Here is a 19589-nt window from a genome sequence, read left to right as displayed (position 1 = left end):
CAACTATCCATTTGATTTATTTTCATAGCTCAAATATTAGACAATCGTTTTTACATTTTGATGATATCCAGATGACAGTTTTTTGACACAAAAAAAGCATATCGAAATATGCTTTTTTGCTCACTTAAAACCAATCAATGATTTTGTAATTTGGCATAATCTAATAATACATTCGCCGCTTCATTCACAAAGGTTTCTTCCTCTGGTAACGGCGGACGCGCATTGATCTTCATTTTGGCACGAGACTCGCTCAATGCATCTAATGATGCCTGATAACTTTCCCAATTACTAAAAGGTTTTAACCCTGTCGCTGCACGACGCTGATTTTCGGCATCGAGTGTTTGTTTTTCCAGTCTTAAAATTTCCGCCTTACGCTGATCAATATCTAACACAATACGTTTTTGATCTTTGGTTTCATCCGCGATCGCACGGCGCGCCTCAAGATATTTAAATTGAGGATCAACCGCAACACGGGCTTTAGATTCCTGAGACAGCTTTTCTACGTAAGGCTGGATTGAACCTTCACGCTTAAATGGCGCCGTTGGAATGGTATCCCACTTCAATGCATTTTTAGCTTTACGTTCACCAAACTCCTCATCATAAATATCCACGAGCTTGATGTCTGGAATAACGCCTTTATTTTGAGTACTTCCACCTGTAATACGATAGAACTTACGTTGTGTTAAAGTCGCCTGACCATGTGCCAAGGTATCAAGTTGAACTTGGGCTGTCCCCTTACCTGTGGTGGTACTTCCAATCACGATCCCGCGCTCATAATCCTGAATGGCAGCGGAGTAGATTTCACTCGCAGAAGCTGAAGCCAGATTTACTAAAATTGCCAATGGACCTGCATAAGTTTGTGCGCCGCCATCATTATCTTCAAACACACTCACATTGCCATTACCATCACGAATTTGCACCACTGGCCCAGATTTGATCACCTGTCCGAGCATACGTGCCACTTCTTCAAGTGAACCGCCTGGGTTATTGCGCAAATCAATTAAAATACCATCTACTTTTTTGGCAGAAAGTGATTTCAAAGCATTGTTGGTATCTTCAGACACTGAACGATATTCAGTTCCCGCACGGCGCGCACGATAGTTTAAGTAGAACGAAGGAATTTCAATCACACCAAAGGTATGCTTTTTGCCATCACGCATAATATCAACGGTACGTGAACGAACACCTGCATCTTCTTCCTGAATCACATCACGCACCAAACTTACAGTACGCGCCTGACTCATGGAGGCACCTGGCCCGAGTAACTTGATCGTGACTTTGGTTCCGCGTTTACCACGAATCAACCCGACAATCTCAGCACTCGACCAGCCGACCACATCGACCATTTTGTCGCCATCCTGAGCAACCCCAACAATGCGATCGCCAGATTTCACCTGACCCGACTTACTTGCAGGACCACCTTCTACAATGGTTTCAATTTTAATATAGTCTTCATTACCGCGTTCAGGACGGATCGAAACCCCAATTCCTTCTAGCTGTAAAGTAGTTTGGCGATTCAACTCCATCGCATCAATCGGTGGATAGTAATTACTGTGCGGATCGTAAGTTGCCATCATGGCGTTTAAGGTTTTGTCCAACACATCATCACTCTTCACGCGACTAATACGCTCAAGCTGACGGGTATAACGTTTTGTGAGTGTTTGAACAGGTGTTAAATCTTCTGGACTGGTTAAATCCTGACCATTTGCCAGCTCTGGATTGTCTTTCAAGGCTTTTTGTTTAGCCAGATCTTCTTCTTTGCTAATGGTGAGGTTAATCAGCTGCGACACCAACATTTTACGCCAGTAATCTTGCTGTTCAGCGGTATTTTTAAAATACGCGGCTTTCTCACGATCAGTATCAATGAAAACATTCGGCTGATGTAAATTTTGTGGCTTTTTCAGTTCAGATAACATGTACTCATAAAAGGCACGTAGGCGTTTACGGTACTGATCATGTATCGCATACGGACCTGTCAAATTACCTGCTTTCAGCGCTGCGCCAAAAGTCGAGCCATATTTTGTTTTATAGTCCTGTACTTCAGAAGCCAAAAATAATGAATGATCAGGATCCAGACTATCCAGATACATATCTAAAATACGATTGGAAGTATTGGCATCCAGACGCATATTTAAATAATGCTGACGGTCGACCAATGTCGCTAACTGGCGTGAAACCAGAGCTTGTTCCTGAGTCGGTTGAATGGTTTGAGAGATGGCCGCAGGTGCAGTATCAGTTGCCGCAATTGCTTCGTTTATCGCATGTGTGAAGAACAATCCACCAGTCGCGACTGCAACTGCACAAGCTATCGTTTGAAGTTTCATAAATTTTTAATACTTCCTTGGATTTTCCAATATTACCCGCTGTGCCATCGACCCCGAATGTCACAGATTCAACATCTTAACCAACTTAATTTGTGTATGTCGTGTAGTTTTATCATATTCTATGCTGGCAGAATGTAGCAAATCATTGCAAAATTCCGCTATTGTTTTATCCAAAAATTAGACGAGCAACCTTTATGATCGGCGCTTTGATGCTAGACATTGCTGGCACAGAACTTACACAAGAAGATATTGAACTCTTACGCGCTCCGCAAGTCGGTGGCGTGATTTTATTTGCACGAAATATTGAATCGCCACAACAAGTGCGTGCATTAACAGATCACATGCGCCAAATCCGTCCAGAGATCTTAATTGCTGTCGATCAGGAAGGCGGACGTGTCCAGCGTTTAAAAACCGGATTCACCTTATTGCCTGCAATGGGACGTTTTGGTGAGTTATATCAACACCAACCAGAACAAGCGATTCAATTGGCTGAGCAATGTGGCTGGCTCATGGCAACTGAGGTTTTAGCGGTTGGTATTGATTTTAGCTTTGCACCCGTTTTGGATATCAATGACCTAAGTGATGTGATTGGCGATCGTGGTTTCGCCAAAAATCCGCAGGATATTGTGCCATTAGCATCAGCCTTTATGAAAGGTATGCAACAAGCAGGTATGGCAAATACGGGCAAACATTTCCCAGGTCATGGCTCTGTGCAGGCAGACTCTCATGTTGCCGCAGCGATTGACCATCGTAGTTATGATGAAATCTATCAAAAAGACATGCAGACGTTTATCCAATTGATGCCACAACTGGATGCACTCATGCCTGCCCATGTGATTTATGAACAGGTCGATCCTAATCCTGCTGGTTTTTCACCATTTTGGGTTCAGGAAATTTTGCGTAAGCAGTTAGGTTTTGATGGCGTGTTATTTTCAGATGACCTGAGCATGCAAGCAGCTTGTGTTGCGGGTGGAGCTGATGCACGTTTACAGGCGGCACTTTCTGCAGGCTGTGACATGGGATTGGTGTGTAATGACCGCTCATCGGCTTGTTTGGCACTCGATTCGATTGAACATCTAGCTTTACCACATCAAGAACGTTTGGAACGTATGCGAGGCAAGATCCCGGAATTAAAGATTGGCAGTACGCTTGAATTAGGAGATGTGTGGCAATCTCATAAAGCGCAGATCGAAAAATTCAAAGATAGCTTTTAAGGCATTGAAGGTTATAATAAAGTCGCTTTTACATCATGAATATATGGGTATATTCATGATGTCTAAAATTACGCATGGATGATAAATAAAATAACAGGCTCAGGAATATGACCCAACCGCTTTCAAAACATCGACATATCTCTTTTACCGCTCATTACACAGGTTACATCTGGTATCAAATGGGGATCTCACATCAGGTCTTTGCCACCAAAAAGGGCAAGTCCTTAGCTGCACTGGTTCACCCACTGGAAAGTTGGGCAGAGAAATATGTCGGTGGCAGTATGCGCAGCACACTCAAACAACGACACACCTTATTGGATGATCAACTTAAAACGCTCATTGAGCAACATCCTCAGTTACAGGTTTTGGAAATCGCCAGTGGTCTTTCACCACGAGGTTGGTGGTTTAGACAACATTATCCAGAGATCACTTACCGTGAACTAGATTTACCAGACATGGCACAAACCAAACAGGCTGCATTGCAACAGATTGAAGCCAATGCACCCGACATGCTTTCAGTTGATTTATTTACCGCAGAATTTAATCAGGCATTTGACTTATTTGACCCCTCACTTCCTCTGGTGGTGATCAGTGAAGGGCTGATTAATTATTTTGATAAACCTTTGTTAGCTCAATTAATTCAGTCGATTGCTGAATATGGTCAGCCATTTAAAGAATTACATTATCTCACCGACTTGTACCCAGAACCAGTCAAAAACAAGTTGGCAAATATTATCTGGAGTAGCAGCAAACTTCTCAAATGGATGTCTCGCAGCGCCTTTAGCTTTCATTTTACCACCCCAGCCGATGTTGAAACTTTTTTTATGGAAAATGGTTTTGATCAGGTAAAAGTGACACAACCAAAAGATTATTTTGATTCAGACACCGTACAACAACAGAATAATCAGGAACACTTAGGCGATCTGGTTTGGACGATTCATGCTATCAATAAGAAACACACTTAGAATCGATAGATAAAGCAAAGTTTACACAATAAAAAACAGCATCAAAGATGCTGTTTTTTATCCCCAAATAACGCGGCAAGATACGGCTTCTCAGATATCTCTATTCGCGTTACACCACCTCAGCGTACTGAAGTTGATGTTCTTTTTGTCGTGCCACATAGCGCAGCAAACGATCTGCAACCGCAAAACTACCGTGTTTAAAGATCGCTCTTACTCCAGATGACTCCACCTGAAAAATCAGACATTCGATACTAAATGCACCTTCTTCATCTTCTAAATGAAGAGCCAAGTCTCGTGGATAACTTTCGACACGATTCGCTTCATTCGGCTGATTCAATTGTAAAAGTACACCAAAGAAACTTAAATCACTAATCATTACTTTGAACTGCTCAGGCAAATAACGGTGCGTCAGTTGCGTATGTGGTTGCATGACTTCTATACGCTCTTCACCGCGACGATCCATATGTTTGATTTGTTCACGGGTCATCGGAATAATTCCATCCAAACCCTGAATCGATTCACCATTTAAATAGGTTGCAAACAAATGCATGGTTTCTTTACGGCGTTGAAGCTGCGGCACATGGTCCGCATTGGCGATCAAGGCAAACTGCATATCAGGGCATTGCAAAGCAAAATTGGCATTTTCAAAAGGCAAAGTAAAACTATCATACTGTCCAGCGGCAACCAGCGTTTTGCACTGTGGAATCGGCACATCTTTTAAACGCAATAGCCGATTACAGTTAATCTCATAACGCAAACGTTCAGTCTTGGTAAATTCAGCCATTTGACGGAAGAACAAACGCTTTGCTGTAGGTGACATTCGAGTCTTGTCAAGTTTGGCATGATTCACCAGATACAAAATCACGGCTTGACCAAATTCTTCCATCCGATCTTCTTGCATCAACTTCAGTGACTCTTCCAAGATCATGCGCCAGCTTTTACGGGTCTTTTGCATCACTCCCATTAGGACCATACGGTCAACCAGTTCAGGACGTTGGTGCGCAAATGAAGAAGCAACCACTGAACCTAATGACATGCCCATCATAGAGACTTTGGAAATACCGACGATATCCAGCCATACACCAAGCATTCTGGATAAATCCGATAATTCAAGCGTTCCCGCAGAAACACCTGTATCACGGTTGGTAATCTGCTGATTCGCACCCATTGAAGGTAAATCAATCAAAATGACAGGTCCGCAAGCAAACAGTTGTTCAACACAATATTTATAAGAGTTGAAATTTTGAAATGCCCCGCCCACAATCACAATGGGAGTCTGATGAATTGTACGCACATCAGCCATGGCCATGAATTCGACTTTCCAGCCATCAATCCATGTTTCACGAGCAGATTGCTTAAAAATATCTTTATGATAAAGATCAAAAAAACCAAAAGGTGAACCCGCTTGGTGAAGATCCGCGTCCATCTGGATAATGGAATTCATTTCCTGCCTCCTGCCTGCGTTGTTTTTTATCTATGCAGGCTCCGTTCCATGCGACACAATGGCTATGCATCCTTACTCAATTTTTTTGTATAACGTCAATAGCCTTATTGTTTCATTCTATACAGATGTGACTTTTTTAAGCAACCCTTTCTATAACCACTCATCTAGTTTCGATCTTTTTCAAGTTTCAAAATATTTAAAGTCGCGTAATAATTTCACAGTTTTCTACAAAATCACGCACTAGCTCATCTTTACCGCATTATGATGACTATACCAATCTGGTCATAGCCTGTTACTATGCAATGTACCTTTATGGATTTTTAACCGATCAAAGACTGCTATGCACGATTCAATTGAACACTATATGCAAACAGTAGGTCAAAATGCGCGTCAGGCTTCCCGCTTGTTGGCCAGCGCATCGACCTTAACGAAAAACAATGCGCTTTCAGCCATTTTCACTGCGCTAGAAGATCGTCAACCGCAAATTTTAGCGGCGAATGCGATTGACATGCAAAAAGCGCACGAAAACAACCTGGATAGTGCTCTACTTGATCGTTTAGAACTTAACCCCTCACGCTTTAAATGCATGTTACAAGGCTTAAAAGATGTGATTGCGCTTAAAGATCCAATCGGTGAAATTACTGATATGTCATATCGTCCTACGGGTATTCAACTCGGTAAGATGCGTGTGCCTTTAGGGGTTGTCGGCATGATTTATGAATCACGGCCAAATGTCACACTTGAAGCAGCATCTTTAGCGTTAAAATCTGGCAATGCCATTATTTTACGTGGCGGCTCAGAAGCGCTTGAGTCCAATAAAGCCATCGCCGAAGCCATTCAGTATGGGCTTAAAAAAGTGGGCTTACCTGAGCATGCCGTCCAAGTGATTGCAACCTCTGATCGTGCCGCAGTCGGTCAACTGATTACCATGAGTGAATATGTCGATGTGATTATTCCACGTGGGGGTAAAGGTCTGATAGAACGAATTACCCTTGAAGCACGTATTCCTGTTATTAAACATTTAGATGGCAATTGTCATGTTTTTGTAGAAGCTGAAGCTGATCTACACAAAGCTCTCCCAATTGCGCTTAATGCCAAGACTCATCGTTATGGTGTATGTAATGCCATGGAAACGTTGTTGGTCGATGAAAATATCGCAGAAGAGTTTTTACCGCGTATTGCTGAACTTTACGCTGAAAAACATGTCGAGCTTCGGGGTTGTGACCAAACTCGTCGTATCCTCGGTGAAAGCGTCAAAGTCGCCACTGAAGAAGACTGGTATACCGAATATCTAGCGCCCATCCTTGCGATTAAAGTGGTATCGGGTATTGATGAAGCGATTCAACATATTAACAAATATGGTTCTCACCATACCGATGCAATCATTACTGAAAACTATTCCTTAGTTCGCAAGTTCTTGGCCGAAGTAGATTCAAGCTCTGTGATGATTAATGCTTCTACACGTTTTGCCGATGGTTTTGAATATGGTTTAGGTGCCGAAATTGGCATCTCGACCGACAAAATCCATGCGCGCGGTCCTGTGGGTTTAGAAGGTTTAACCTCACAAAAATGGATCGTATTTGGTGACGGTCAAATTCGTCAATAAAATAATATGTCTTCTGGTTTTGTCGTTCAGTCGACAGAGCCAGAAAATGATTCAGCATTGAATCATGAAGTTATTTTTTAAAAATAGAAACATTTTTATTAAATAAATTGCAACATGATCAAACTATAAAAAATAGCGGTTCAACGTTATATTGGGTTTAAAAGAAAATTCGTTTAGGTTGGTTATTCGTTGGTTTTAACCCATGAATGCTAACGATAAATTAAAGATTGTTCGATAGTGCTTAAGTCTAATCGGCTAAAGTCTAGCTTGGACAGAAAAACGACACATGTTACAACATGTCATATTGATATTCGGACTGACAAAATCAGATTTGAAAATCAATATATTAAGGAAACAATTTAAAATATTTTGGGTGCAATACCGTGTCTACATCCGTTTTAGTGATTAACTGTGGTTCTTCCTCTATCAAATATGCTTTGGTTTCAGATCGTCGTGAAAACCGTATTTACGGTTTGGCTGAAAATCTAGGCACAGCAGAAGCTCGTATTAAAGGGATTACGGTCGGCGGTGAGCCCCTTGAATTATCAATTCCACACGCCGACCATGAAAAAGCACTTGAAACATTGTTGGCACGCTTAGCCAACTATAAGCCGCAGGCAATAGGACATCGTGTGGTACACGGTGGTACATTAACCAAAGCGGAATTACTCACCCCAGAAATTATTGAACGTATTGTTGCTGCAACGCCATTAGCACCCTTACATAACCCTGCACATTTGGTTGGTATTGATGCCACTATGCGTTTGTTTCCCGAATTACCCCAAGTGGCTGTATTCGATACCGCATTTCATCAAACAATGCCTGAACATGCTTATCGCTATGCCTTGCCGAAATTCTTTTACACGGAACACAATGTCCGCCGCTATGGCTTTCATGGTACAAGCCATGCGTATGTATCTGATCGCGCCAGTGAACTGGCTGGACAATTCCGACAAGGCGGCTGGTTAAGTGCACATTTAGGCAATGGTAGCTCGACCTGTGCCATCTGGAATGGTGAAAGTATTGATACCTCGATGGGTTTAACCCCACTTGAAGGGATCGTGATGGGAACCCGTAGTGGTGATGTCGATCCAAGTATTCATAGTTTTATTGCCAACAACTTAGGTTGGGATATCGACAAGATTGATAAAATGCTCAACAAAGAAAGTGGGTTGTTAGGTTTATCTGATAATTTATCTAATGACATGCGCACATTGATCGAAGCCTCAGAAAATGGCAACGAAGATGCAAGACTTGCCATTGAAGTATTCAGCTACCGTTTAGCTAAATCATTAGCTGGTTTAAGCTGCGGTTTACCCAAAATCGATGGCCTGATTTTTACAGGTGGGATTGGGGAAAACTCAGCCTATATCCGTGAAAAAACCATGACATATCTACCTCATTTTGGTTTTAAACTAGATAAAGATCAAAACAATACACTACAACGTGGCACAGAGGGTCGGATTGATGTACGTCAAGGACCACAAATCTGGGTGATTCCTACAGATGAAGAAGGACGTATTGCCAAAGAAACTGAGCAAGTGGTGCAACAGGCAAAAAAGCTTGACGTTGTGATTGGCTAATCGTGCAGAGCTTATTGAGAGATAAGTCCTCTCAATAAGCAAAATACAAATGTTAAAAATATAATTTTATTTAAGGTCATTATGAATACAATTTTAATGATTCCAACCGCTGAAGGTGTTGGTTTAACCTCAGCCTGTTTGGGGATGGTGTATGCGTTGGATTGCAACGGCATTAAGGCTGGGTTTTTAAAACCATTTTCTCAGGAAAATCAGAATCAGTTTGATCGCACTACATCTCTCTTTCATCATTTATTTCAACGTGATACTGTCCAGTCAATTTCTCACGAAAAGCTGCTGCAATATATTTCAGCAGGTGAAATGGATGATTTACTTGAAGAAGCCGTTAGCCTGCATCGTACCATTGCGGCTCAGCAGGATGTAATTATTGTTGAAGGTTTACTGCCCAACGGACAAGATCATTTTGCCAGTGAACTCAATGCAGCGCTTGCACAAGCACTTGATGCCAAAGTGATTTTGGTCAGTACCGCAGATATTCAAAATCCACGAAAAACCGCGGAAAGAATCGAGTCACATTTACGTCAGTTTGGTGGTGTCAATTCAAATCGCACCGCTGGCGTACTCTTTATGCGTACACGCGGTTTGCCTGAAGAATCAGCTCAAATTCCACTTACCATCGACCCTTCGCTGCGCCTGAGTGCTGAAATTGAAAAATTTAGTCTGGAACTACAAGAATACAATCGTCATTTAGGTACCAAAGAACTGCCGATTATCGGCATGGTGCCTTTTAGCAATACCTTAAGTGTGCCACGTACATTAGATATTGCTTCGGTGATTGATGGTGAGTGGGTTCATTTGGGTGAAGCCAAACAACGACGCATTTTGCATTCCAGTTTAATTGCTTCAAGCATTGAATATGAACTCAATAAATTTGTCGCGGGCGAACTGATTATCAGTGCTTCCGAACGTACAGATGTCCTTTTGGCAAGTAGTCTGGCAACCAGTAATGGGATTCCTCTGGCAGGTCTGGTGCTGACCGAACGCACAGCGCCAGCCACCCAAATTCTGGATTTTTGCCAACACGCGATTAAACGCGGCTTACCTATTTTACATACCCAACTCAACACACTGGAAACCGCACAACGTCTGGCAGATTTTGGTAATGAAATTCCAGTTGATGATACTGAACGTGCCGAACAAGTCACTCGTTTTGTTTCGAGTCATATCGATACCGAATGGCTCAAAACTCAAGTCAATGGTAACCTCAGACCTCGCTTATCCCCTTCTGCCTTTCGTCATGAATTGGTACAAAAATCGATTGCGGCTAAAAAGCGAATTGTACTCCCCGAAGGCGATGAGCCGCGTACCGTACAGGCCGCTGCCATTTGTCAGTCACGTGGATTGGCACATTGTATCCTATTGGCGAAGCCAGAATCTGTGGTGGATGTGGCTAAAGCGCGTGGCATTGAGCTTCCAGATGATCTGGAAATTATTGATCCAGATACCATTCGAGACCAATATGTCACACCAATGGTCGAATTACGCAAAGGCAAACTGAACGAATTACAAGCCAAAGAGCAACTTCAAGATACAGTGGTTCTTGGCACGATGATGCTGGCATTGGATCAAGTTGATGGTTTGGTTTCAGGCGCCATTCACACCACAGCCAATACTGTTCGTCCTGCATTTCAGTTGATTAAAACTGCGCCCGAATATTCACTGGTTTCATCCATTTTCTTTATGTTGTTACCCGATGAAGTCTATGTGTACGGTGACTGCGCAATTAATCCTGATCCCGATGCCCAACAATTGGCTGAAATCGCGATTCAGTCGGCGGACTCGGCGAAAGCCTTTGGGATTGAACCACGTATTGCCATGATCAGTTATTCAACAGGCACTTCGGGCACAGGTGCAGATGTTGAGAAAGTAGCTGAAGCGACTCAAATCGCCAAACAGCGCCGCCCCGATCTATTGATCGATGGCCCATTACAATATGATGCAGCCTCAGTCGAAAGTGTTGGCCGTCAAAAAGCACCAGACTCCCAAGTGGCAGGTCGAGCCAATGTCTTTATTTTCCCTGATTTGAATACAGGCAATACCACTTATAAAGCAGTTCAACGTTCTGCCAATGTAGTCAGTGTTGGCCCAATGTTACAAGGCTTGAATAAACCTGTGAATGATTTATCTCGTGGTGCGTTGGTCGATGATATTGTGTTTACCATTGCACTCACCGCCATTCAGGCAGAGCAACAGGTTGAAGCAAAAAGCAGCAACTAAAGTATCTTAATTGATAACTCCATAAAAAAAGTCCCTTGAAATATCAGGGACTTTTTTTATAAAAACCAAATTATGAATTTAGTTTAATTGATCTTTATTCACTGGCATCATAAGAGAACTGGATACCTGCTGTACCGCCAGTTTCAATGAATAATTTGATAAAATCAGGCACTGTTTCTTTACGCTGCCAGTCACGTTGTAATTCACAGAATAATTGCGCCACACTAATTAATTTACCGCCCGCCTGTTCAATACGGCGTAATGCAGCCTCGTGAGCAGCCAATGATGTTCCACCTACTGCATCAGCAACCACATAGACTTCATAGCCTTCCTGTAGCGCATCAAGTGCTGGAAAGGTTAAACAAGCTTCTGTCCAAAGCGCAGTCATAATCAGTTTTTTCCGACCTGTAGCCTTGACAGCTTCTTTAAACTCGACATCTTCCCAAGAGTTAATAGAAGTACGGTCATACGTTGGATAATCTGCCAACACTTTACGTAACTGAGGAATCGGTGGTTTGTTTAAACCTGTTTTGACATTTACCGTTGAATGAATAATCGGTAAGCCATAAACAATCGCAGCTTTGGCACTGCCGACAATATTATTGATTAAAAGTTGACGATCCATCGAAGCAATCGAGTTAACTTGTACTGGTTGATAATCGATACAAATAAAAGCTGAATTTTGAGGTGTTAATAGATGATCTTGCTTTGGATCACGAATGGCTTCACTGGTCATTTTTTATTCCTTTTTGATCTTTGTGATAGAAATCATTCTCATCTTATGCCGACAACCCTGCAAAGAATATGACTATTTTTAGGACATAGTTTTTCATTTTGTAATGTAGATAAAACTATATTTTTATGGATGCAATATTCGCCTACATAGTCATTAATTCATCATGGAATATGATTCATTTTTTTGCAAGCCAAACGGTATGCCCTGTACATTCAGCATCTTCTGCAACCATTTTAACCACATCAAAACTATATTGAGCCAATAATGCGCGGTATTCTTCGGCATCCAAACTGGCATGATACAAAGGCTCTCCAAACATCTCTCCAATCGCCTCACAATGACTCGGCCCACTGGTAAACATCAGGGCGGCTCCGCGCTTTGCATGCGCTGAAAATTGTGCAAACATTTCACGTTGATCATCTGGAGTGAGATGGAAAAAACTATCCCATGCCAAAATGCCATCAAACTGTTGATCAAAACGAAAATGTCGCATATCGGCATCGATCCATGTCTGTTCAGGAAAAGATTCCCGCGCCATTTCCAACATTACCTCTGAACGATCTATCCCTGTCACCTGACAGCCATTTTCGATGAGATACGCTGCAATCGGATGACCTGAACCACAACCCAAATCCAATACACTTGCATCAGTAGCTGGTAATAATGCCAAAAAATGATCTAGCCAAGCTTTTTCATAGAGATAATCACCGCGAAGCTCTGTCCAGTCGCGTCCATATTTTTGGTAAATTTGAATGATTTTTTGGGCTAAACGCTCATTATTCATTTATTTTCACTCTTTTTTCATCATTATGATGGGTATTTTAATCTGATTTTAAAAGCTTAGACCTTCGACCAAAATCTCGGCAAAACCGCCCACAGCAGTGTCATTTTGTCATATAATCTTTGCCGCTAGCTAACTGCCCGCTCAAGAGATTTTTGATATGACCACAATTATCAAACAAGATGACTTGATCACTTCGGTCAAGGATGTCCTTCAATTCATTTCTTACTATCACCCGCAAGACTTTATTCAAGCCATGAGTCGTGCCTACGATCGTGAAGAAAACCAAGCTGCTAAAGACGCGATTGCACAAATCCTGATTAACTCGCGTATGTGCGCAGAGGGTCATCGCCCAATCTGTCAGGATACGGGGATCGTCAACGTTTTCCTTGAAGTGGGTTTAGACGTTAAATTTGATCTTAGCATGAGCTTGGATGATGCCATTAATGAAGGTGTACGTCAGGGTTATTTAGAGAACTCGAATGTACTTCGTGCTTCTGTTTTAGCGGATCCTGCTTTTGGTCGTAAAAATACCAAAGACAACACCCCTGCGGTGATCCACTACAAACTCGTTCCGGGTAATAAAGTAGATATTACGGTTGCAGCCAAAGGTGGCGGTTCAGAAAATAAATCTAAACTTGCGATGTTAAATCCATCTGATTCGATTGTGGATTGGGTACTGAAAACTGTTCCAACCATGGGTGCAGGCTGGTGTCCACCGGGCATGCTCGGGATCGGGATTGGCGGTACTGCTGAAAAAGCCATGATGCTTGCCAAAGAAGCATTGATGGAAGAAATCAACATGGACGAGTTACTGCGTCGCGGCCCTCAAAGCAAGATGGAAGAACTTCGTATCGAGATCTTTGAGAAAGTCAATGCACTCGGAATTGGCGCGCAAGGTCTTGGTGGTTTAACCACAGTACTGGACATTAAAATCAAGGATTATCCTTGCCATGCTGCGGGCAAACCTGTCGGTATGATTCCAAACTGTGCGGCGACTCGTCATGCACATTTCCAACTGGATGGTTCTGGTGTTGCTCATATTCAGGCACCAAAACTTGAAGACTATCCTGCTGTAACATGGGATTCATCTAAATCTAAACGTGTGAATTTAGATACCATTACTCAGGAAGAAATGAACTCATGGCAGCCGGGTGATACCTTATTGCTCAGTGGCACCATGTATACAGGTCGTGATGCAGCACATAAACGTATGGTCGATATGATCGACAACGGCGAAGAATTACCTGTTGATCTTAAAGGTAAATTTATCTATTACGTGGGTCCAGTTGATCCGGTAGGCGATGAAGTGGTTGGCCCTGCTGGTCCGACAACCGCAACCCGTATGGACAAGTTCACCCGTAAAGTGCTTGAATACACTGGCCTGTTCGGCATGATTGGTAAAGCGGATCGTGGTCCAACGGCGATTGAAGCCATTAAAGATAACAAAGCGACTTACCTCATGGCAGTCGGTGGTGCAGCTTATCTGGTGTCTAAAGCGGTGCGTGAAGCTGAAGTGGTTGCCTTTGCTGACTTAGGTATGGAAGCGATCTACAAATTTGTCGTTGAAGACATGCCTGTTTCAGTGGCTGTTGATGTGAATGGTACATCCATTCACGCGATTGCACCTAAAATCTGGCAAGCTAAGATTGGTAAAATTCCAGTCACAGATGCTGCGGCGGTTTAAATACTTATCTAAGATATAAAGAAAGCACCTTTCGGGGTGCTTTTTTTGTCAGTAAATTTTATCCAATCTATACAAAATCATTAACGTATCGTTTTATTTTCTAATTGATTAGTTCTTAATAAAAAAGTATTCACGATAATATTTCAGCTCGGCAATCGAATCACGAATATCATCCATCGCTAAATGCGAAGCATTTTTTTTCAAGCCGCTCATGATTTCTGGACGCCAGCGTTTAGCCAGTTCTTTCACACTCGACACGTCCAAATTACGGTAATGAAAAAATTGTTCGAGTTCAGGCATCAAACGATGTAAAAAACGGCGATCCTGACAGATCGAATTACCACACATGGGCGAGCTTTTTGGGCTAACCCATTTTTTTAAAAATTCAAGCGTTTGCTGCTCTGCATCCTGAGCGGTTAATTTGCTACGACGCACACGTTCAATCAAGCCCGACTGTCCATGTTGACGTGTATTCCATTCATCCATAGCATTTAAAATACGATCTGGCTGATGCACCGCCAAAACTGGACCTTCTGCCAAAATATTTAAATGATCATCTGTAATAATCGTTGCAACTTCAATAATCTGGTCATTGTCTGTGTCTAAACCAGTCATTTCGAGGTCAATCCAGATTAACCGTGTATCTAATGTGCTGCTCATGAATATGGAATCTTAAAGGCTTGAAAAACATCAATAGTAGCAAATTAATTACATCTTGGCTGTAATTCCATAGCCAGTTCATGCTATTTTTGCCACCTCAAACAGTGGGTTTTAGGAATGAATGGCTCTAATTCGTAAACGGCGCTTAACTGAACAACAGCAACGCCGCATAGACAAACAACATAAGGCACGCCAAGAGGAAATCGAGACTTCTCATGATCTGGAAGGCTTGGTTGTGCAACACTATGGTCGCCAACTTGAAGTACAGGCTTTATCTGTACCCGAGCCTCATCCTGAAAAGCCCATAGTTGCTGAGGGTGAACCAGAACCATTCTGGAAACCCATAGCAATCGGCAGTGTCTGGCGTTGTCATGCGCGCACCAATCTTGAACTCTTGGTCACAGGTGATCGAGTCAAATGGCAAGCCGATCCCAATACAGGTTTAGGCATTATTACGGCCATTCATCCACGCCAATCCTTACTCACTCGTCCTGATCGCTACCATAAAGTCAAACCTGTGGCAGCCAATATCAGTCTAATTGTGATTGTCTTTGCGCCATTGCCAGAACCAGCACCGAGTCTGATTGATCGATATTTAGTCGCCTGTGCAGATGCCAATATCCCTGCACTTTTGGTGCTTAATAAATCTGATTTACTTCAAGAGCATGATCCAATTTTGACCTTGCTCGATGAATATAAAACGCTGGGTTATGAAAGTCTGATTTGTCAGGCCAAAGGTGATTTATCAGCGTTACATGAACGACTCGATGGTGAAACTGTGGCATTTGTTGGGCAGTCTGGTGTCGGTAAAAGTTCACTCATCAATGCCATCGTGCCAGATGCAGAGCAAAAAACCAATATCATTTCAGAGAACTCGGCATTGGGACAACACACCACCACGTCCACTCGTTTGATCAGTTTTGGTCAAAATGGTGCGTTGATTGATTCTCCGGGGATACGTGAATTTGGGCTTTGGCATTTAAATGCAGATAAAATTCGTGAAGGCTTTCCAGAAATTGCATCGCACTTGGGACATTGCCAATTCCGTAATTGTACGCATACGCATGAAAAACAGTGCGCACTCAAAAATGCGGTTGTCGCGGGTGAAATTTTACCGCGTAGACTTGAAAGTTATTTGCGTTTAAATGAAGAAATTCAGGATGCGCAACAAAAAAGTTAATTTTCTATCAAAATTACCCTTGAACTGGTGATTTTGATCACCATGTATATGAGCTATACTCTACGTCAATTTTAAGCTGAATTAGGTGACTTGTGGAACGCTGGTTAGAGTTTATGGGGAATCACCCCTTTTTGTTTGGAATCTTGGCTGTTTTAATTGTGCTGTTCTTTGTTTTTGAAGGGCAACGTAATGGTCGTAAGATTTCCCCACAATCACTTGGTATTTTAGTTAAAGCGAAAAATGCTCAACTGATTGATCTACGTGATGCGGGTGATTTTCGTGAAGGTCATATCAGCGGTAGCCGTAACATTCCATATAGCCAACTGACTAGCCATATTGATGAGTTAAAATCAAGTGATCGCCCATTGGTGTTCATTTGTAATTTAGGTCAGGTTGCAGGCAGTGCCCTGCAAAAAGTTGGTCATGCTGACAGTTATCGTCTTGATGGCGGAATTAGTAACTGGAAAGCACAAAACCTGCCACTGGTGAAAAGCAAAACCAAAGCTTAAGGAGAACTTTATGTCTGCAAATATCACGATTTACTCGACCACAATGTGTCCGTATTGTGTGCGTGCAAAACAGCTTCTTGAGCGTAAAGGCGTTGAGTATAAAGAAATTAATTTATCCAATGAAGCACCAGAAGTACGCGTTGAATTGATCCAACGCACCAATCATCGCACTGTGCCTCAAATTTTTATTAATGATCAGTTTATTGGTGGTTTTGACCAGCTTTATGCTTTAGAGCGTGATGGTAAACTCGACCCGTTACTGGCCTAAACTCGCTTAAATTGTAAAGGAAAGAAGAATGAGTGAAGAACAACAAACTCAACCACAACTCGCTTTAGAACGTCTTTATACCAAAGACATTTCATTTGAAGTTCCTGGGGCGCAAGTTTTTACTAAACAATGGCAACCAGAGTTGAATATCAACCTTTCATCTGCTGCTGAAAAAGTTGATCCAACTCACTTTGAAGTGTCATTAAAAGTAGTGGTTCAAGCCAATAATGATGGCGAGACAGCGTTTATTGTAGATGTCACTCAAGCAGGTATTTTCCTGATTGAAAATATTGAAGAAGAACGCCTTCCATACATTCTAGGTGCTTACTGCCCGAACATTCTGTTCCCGTTCTTGCGTGAAGCAGTCAATGATATGGTGACAAAAGGCAGTTTCCCTCAATTACTGTTGACTCCTATCAACTTTGATGCTGAATTTGAAGCCAATATGCAACGTGCTCAGGCAACCGTTGCTGAAGGTCAGGCTTAATTGCCCAAATAAAAAAACCACCGTTTGGTGGTTTTTTTATGTCTAATATTCGGTCAGGCTTTATTTAAATTTTTTATGATTTTCATTGCGAATATTAAGCAGGTTTTTGCCTTCTACTTTCGCCTGAGCCAATTGATTGGCTTTGACCAATCCAGACGTCTTATCAATTTCAGCGACCAGTTGATCAAGTCCAGCCTGATAGGCTTTAACATCAGCGCTATGATCTGGCTGATTTTTTAATTTATTGGGTTTCGATGTTTTAGAATCAAGCGCAGCCATTCGCATTTTTGTCAGTGCAGAACTGGCATCATTGGCATTAGTCGATTTATTAAAATCTGCATAAGCAGTTGCAATTGTTACCATGTTGTCATGTAAAGTGGCTGCCGTCGCAAGGTGGCTCAATCCAAAACAACTTAGAAACAATGCACTGAACCATACTGTCTTCATCGGTGTATTCCCTGTTTAGTCAATCATTTGACAGCTCAAACATAACCAAGTTTCAAAAAAAGAAAAAGCGCCTTTTGTTGGAGCTTTGTCTCAAATTTAGCTACATAAACACAGCCAGTTTAAATTTTGCGTTTTAAAGCGTCAGCAATGGCTTCGACCAATTGCTGCGAAATTTCCTGTTTAGAGGCTTTTTCAAGTTCACGTTTCTTCATATGATAACTTTGTGCAAAAAACACCGTCATGGCATTTTCATCTGAAGCAAAACCAATATCTTTACGTGAGACATCGTTACAAGCAATCATATCCAGTTTTTTCGCCACCAGTTTGCCTGCTGCATATTCTTCAACATTTTGCGTTTCTGCGGCAAACCCCACCATAAATGGGCGCTGTTGTTGCTGTGCAATGGTCGCAACAATATCTGGATTTTTAATCAGTGAAACTGCCAACTCATCGCCTGCTTTTTTAATTTTTTGATCTGCCACTTGAGCAACGCGGTAATCTGCCACTGCTGCCGTTGCGATAAAAATATCACAGCCTTCATCTAGCGTTTGCATACTGGCATCCAGCATTTGCACAGCTGAAGCAACATTGACACGTTGCACACCATTTGGCGTATCCAGCGTTACAGGGCCTGCAATTAAAGTCACCTTCGCACCTGCTGCATAACACGCTGCGGCTAGAGAAAAGCCCATTTTCCCCGTACTATGATTGGAAATATAACGCACAGGATCAATCGCTTCACGTGTAGGCCCTGCGGTCACCACCACATGCTTACCTGCCAATAATCCAAATTTTTCTGCGATGGCACGTTGGGCTTTATGAAAATATTCGCGCACCTGATAAGCCAATTGTTCAGGTTCAGGCATACGCCCCAGACCAACATCCCCACAAGCTTGCGAACCTGCATCAGGCATAATCACATGAATGCCATCTTCCACCAATGTTTGTAAATTACGCTGTGTGGCTTTTGCTGCCCACATTTGCTGATTCATGGCAGGCGCGACCCAAACAGGCGCTTTAGTCGCCAAATACAAGGTGCTGAGTAAATCGTCTGCTAAACCATGCGCAAATTTTGCCAAACTATCACAGCTTGCTGGTGCAACCAAAACCAAGTCGGCCCAACGCGCCAACTCGATATGCCCCATGCCCGCTTCTGCTTCAGGATCTAGTAATTCGGTATGTACAGGATTACCTGAAAGTGCCTGAAAAGTTAAGGGGGTAATAAATGCTTGTGCGCCGTGGGTCATCACCACACGCACATTAAATCCATAATCTTTTAGCCGACGAACGATAATCGCACTTTTGTAGGCTGCTATGCCGCCAGTAACCGCTAGGATGATGTTTTTATGAGGAATAACACTTAAATCAAAGCTCACAAACAGCTTACCTTTATGTTGCAGTGGCGCTCACAATAGCATTAAATACGCGCATACCCAAGTGATTGGCTATGAAATCAGAATTAA

At 42.4% G+C, this 19589-nt stretch carries 17 protein-coding genes; 10 read left to right on the top strand and 7 right to left on the bottom strand.

What is annotated here, in order from left to right; genetic code table 11:
- Positions 1–134: 134 nt before the first annotated feature.
- A complete protein-coding gene (locus tag EGS47_RS10675) occupies positions 135–2324 on the bottom strand; it encodes a carboxy terminal-processing peptidase (protein WP_004992662.1) in 2190 nt (729 codons plus the stop codon).
- Positions 2325–2518: 194 nt separating this feature from the next.
- Between EGS47_RS10675 and nagZ the strand changes: the two genes are divergently transcribed.
- Both nagZ and EGS47_RS10665 read left to right on the top strand, forming a co-directional pair.
- Positions 2519–3538 (top strand): beta-N-acetylhexosaminidase, encoded by a 1020-nt coding sequence (gene nagZ, locus EGS47_RS10670; RefSeq protein ID WP_119686303.1) that lies wholly within the window; start codon positions 2519–2521, stop codon positions 3536–3538.
- Between the two features lie 107 nt (positions 3539–3645).
- Positions 3646–4503, top strand: a complete 858-nt coding sequence (locus EGS47_RS10665; RefSeq protein WP_119686302.1) for a class I SAM-dependent methyltransferase — start codon at positions 3646–3648, stop codon at positions 4501–4503.
- A gap of 109 nt (positions 4504–4612) precedes the next feature.
- Here EGS47_RS10665 and EGS47_RS10660 read toward each other — a convergent pair whose 3' ends face one another.
- Complete coding sequence (locus tag EGS47_RS10660) at positions 4613–5947, bottom strand: alpha/beta fold hydrolase (protein WP_119686301.1); 1335 nt, start codon at positions 5945–5947, stop codon at positions 4613–4615.
- Positions 5948–6287: 340 nt separating this feature from the next.
- On the opposite strand from EGS47_RS10660, the gene EGS47_RS10655 reads away from it, so the two are divergent.
- The 3 genes from EGS47_RS10655 to pta all read left to right on the top strand — a co-directional run bounded on the left by EGS47_RS10655 (position 6288) and on the right by pta (position 11371).
- Entirely contained in the window at positions 6288–7553 is a 1266-nt protein-coding gene (locus EGS47_RS10655) for a glutamate-5-semialdehyde dehydrogenase (RefSeq protein ID WP_119686300.1), read from the top strand.
- 383 nt (positions 7554–7936) lie between these two features.
- Positions 7937–9136, top strand: coding sequence for an acetate/propionate family kinase (locus EGS47_RS10650; RefSeq protein ID WP_049174892.1), 1200 nt, complete (start codon positions 7937–7939; stop codon positions 9134–9136).
- 81 nt (positions 9137–9217) lie between these two features.
- Positions 9218–11371 carry a phosphate acetyltransferase gene (gene pta, locus EGS47_RS10645; protein ID WP_044434787.1) on the top strand — a complete coding sequence of 718 codons (2154 nt, stop codon included), beginning with the start codon at positions 9218–9220 and terminating at the stop codon, positions 11369–11371.
- Between the two features lie 94 nt (positions 11372–11465).
- On the opposite strand, the gene EGS47_RS10640 is transcribed toward pta, so the two are convergent.
- A complete protein-coding gene (locus EGS47_RS10640; protein WP_004992640.1) occupies positions 11466–12107 on the bottom strand; it encodes a hydrolase in 642 nt (213 codons plus the stop codon).
- Between the two features lie 175 nt (positions 12108–12282).
- Positions 12283–12891 carry a class I SAM-dependent methyltransferase gene (locus tag EGS47_RS10635; RefSeq protein WP_005002247.1) on the bottom strand — a complete coding sequence of 203 codons (609 nt, stop codon included), beginning with the start codon at positions 12889–12891 and terminating at the stop codon, positions 12283–12285.
- A 157-nt stretch (positions 12892–13048) separates the two neighbouring features.
- Here EGS47_RS10635 and EGS47_RS10630 point away from each other — a divergent pair, with 157 nt between their 5' ends.
- Positions 13049–14575 (top strand): fumarate hydratase, encoded by a 1527-nt coding sequence (locus tag EGS47_RS10630; RefSeq protein WP_005002245.1) that lies wholly within the window; start codon positions 13049–13051, stop codon positions 14573–14575.
- Between the two features lie 108 nt (positions 14576–14683).
- Here the strand turns inward: EGS47_RS10630 and orn are convergent, their stop codons facing one another.
- Positions 14684–15235 (bottom strand): oligoribonuclease, encoded by a 552-nt coding sequence (gene orn / locus EGS47_RS10625; protein ID WP_004992630.1) that lies wholly within the window; start codon positions 15233–15235, stop codon positions 14684–14686.
- Between the two features lie 121 nt (positions 15236–15356).
- Between orn and rsgA the strand changes: the two genes are divergently transcribed.
- The 4 genes from rsgA (at position 15357) to secB (ending at position 17679) form a co-directional block, all read left to right on the top strand.
- The gene (rsgA, locus tag EGS47_RS10620) at positions 15357–16415 is read left to right on the top strand and encodes a ribosome small subunit-dependent GTPase A (RefSeq protein WP_005002243.1); all 1059 of its coding nucleotides are present in this window, start codon (positions 15357–15359) and stop codon (positions 16413–16415) included.
- Between the two features lie 92 nt (positions 16416–16507).
- Positions 16508–16924 carry a rhodanese-like domain-containing protein gene (locus EGS47_RS10615; RefSeq protein ID WP_004992628.1) on the top strand — a complete coding sequence of 139 codons (417 nt, stop codon included), beginning with the start codon at positions 16508–16510 and terminating at the stop codon, positions 16922–16924.
- Between the two features lie 10 nt (positions 16925–16934).
- Positions 16935–17192 (top strand): glutaredoxin 3, encoded by a 258-nt coding sequence (gene grxC / locus EGS47_RS10610; RefSeq protein WP_005002241.1) that lies wholly within the window; start codon positions 16935–16937, stop codon positions 17190–17192.
- A gap of 28 nt (positions 17193–17220) precedes the next feature.
- Positions 17221–17679: a protein-export chaperone SecB gene (gene secB, locus EGS47_RS10605; protein WP_004992624.1), complete on the top strand. Its 459-nt coding sequence runs from the start codon at positions 17221–17223 to the stop codon at positions 17677–17679.
- 60 nt (positions 17680–17739) lie between these two features.
- Here secB and cybC read toward each other — a convergent pair whose 3' ends face one another.
- Both cybC and coaBC read right to left on the bottom strand, forming a co-directional pair.
- Positions 17740–18126, bottom strand: coding sequence for a cytochrome b562 (gene cybC / locus EGS47_RS10600; protein ID WP_004992623.1), 387 nt, complete (start codon positions 18124–18126; stop codon positions 17740–17742).
- A gap of 119 nt (positions 18127–18245) precedes the next feature.
- Positions 18246–19502, bottom strand: coding sequence for a bifunctional phosphopantothenoylcysteine decarboxylase/phosphopantothenate--cysteine ligase CoaBC (gene coaBC / locus EGS47_RS10595; RefSeq protein ID WP_005002231.1), 1257 nt, complete (start codon positions 19500–19502; stop codon positions 18246–18248).
- Positions 19503–19589: the final 87 nt, after the last annotated feature.

It is taken from the genome of Acinetobacter sp. FDAARGOS_515, from assembly GCF_003938865.1.
Lineage (GTDB): Bacteria > Pseudomonadota > Gammaproteobacteria > Pseudomonadales > Moraxellaceae > Acinetobacter > Acinetobacter ursingii.
This window is presented reverse-complemented; position numbering and strand designations above follow the sequence as displayed.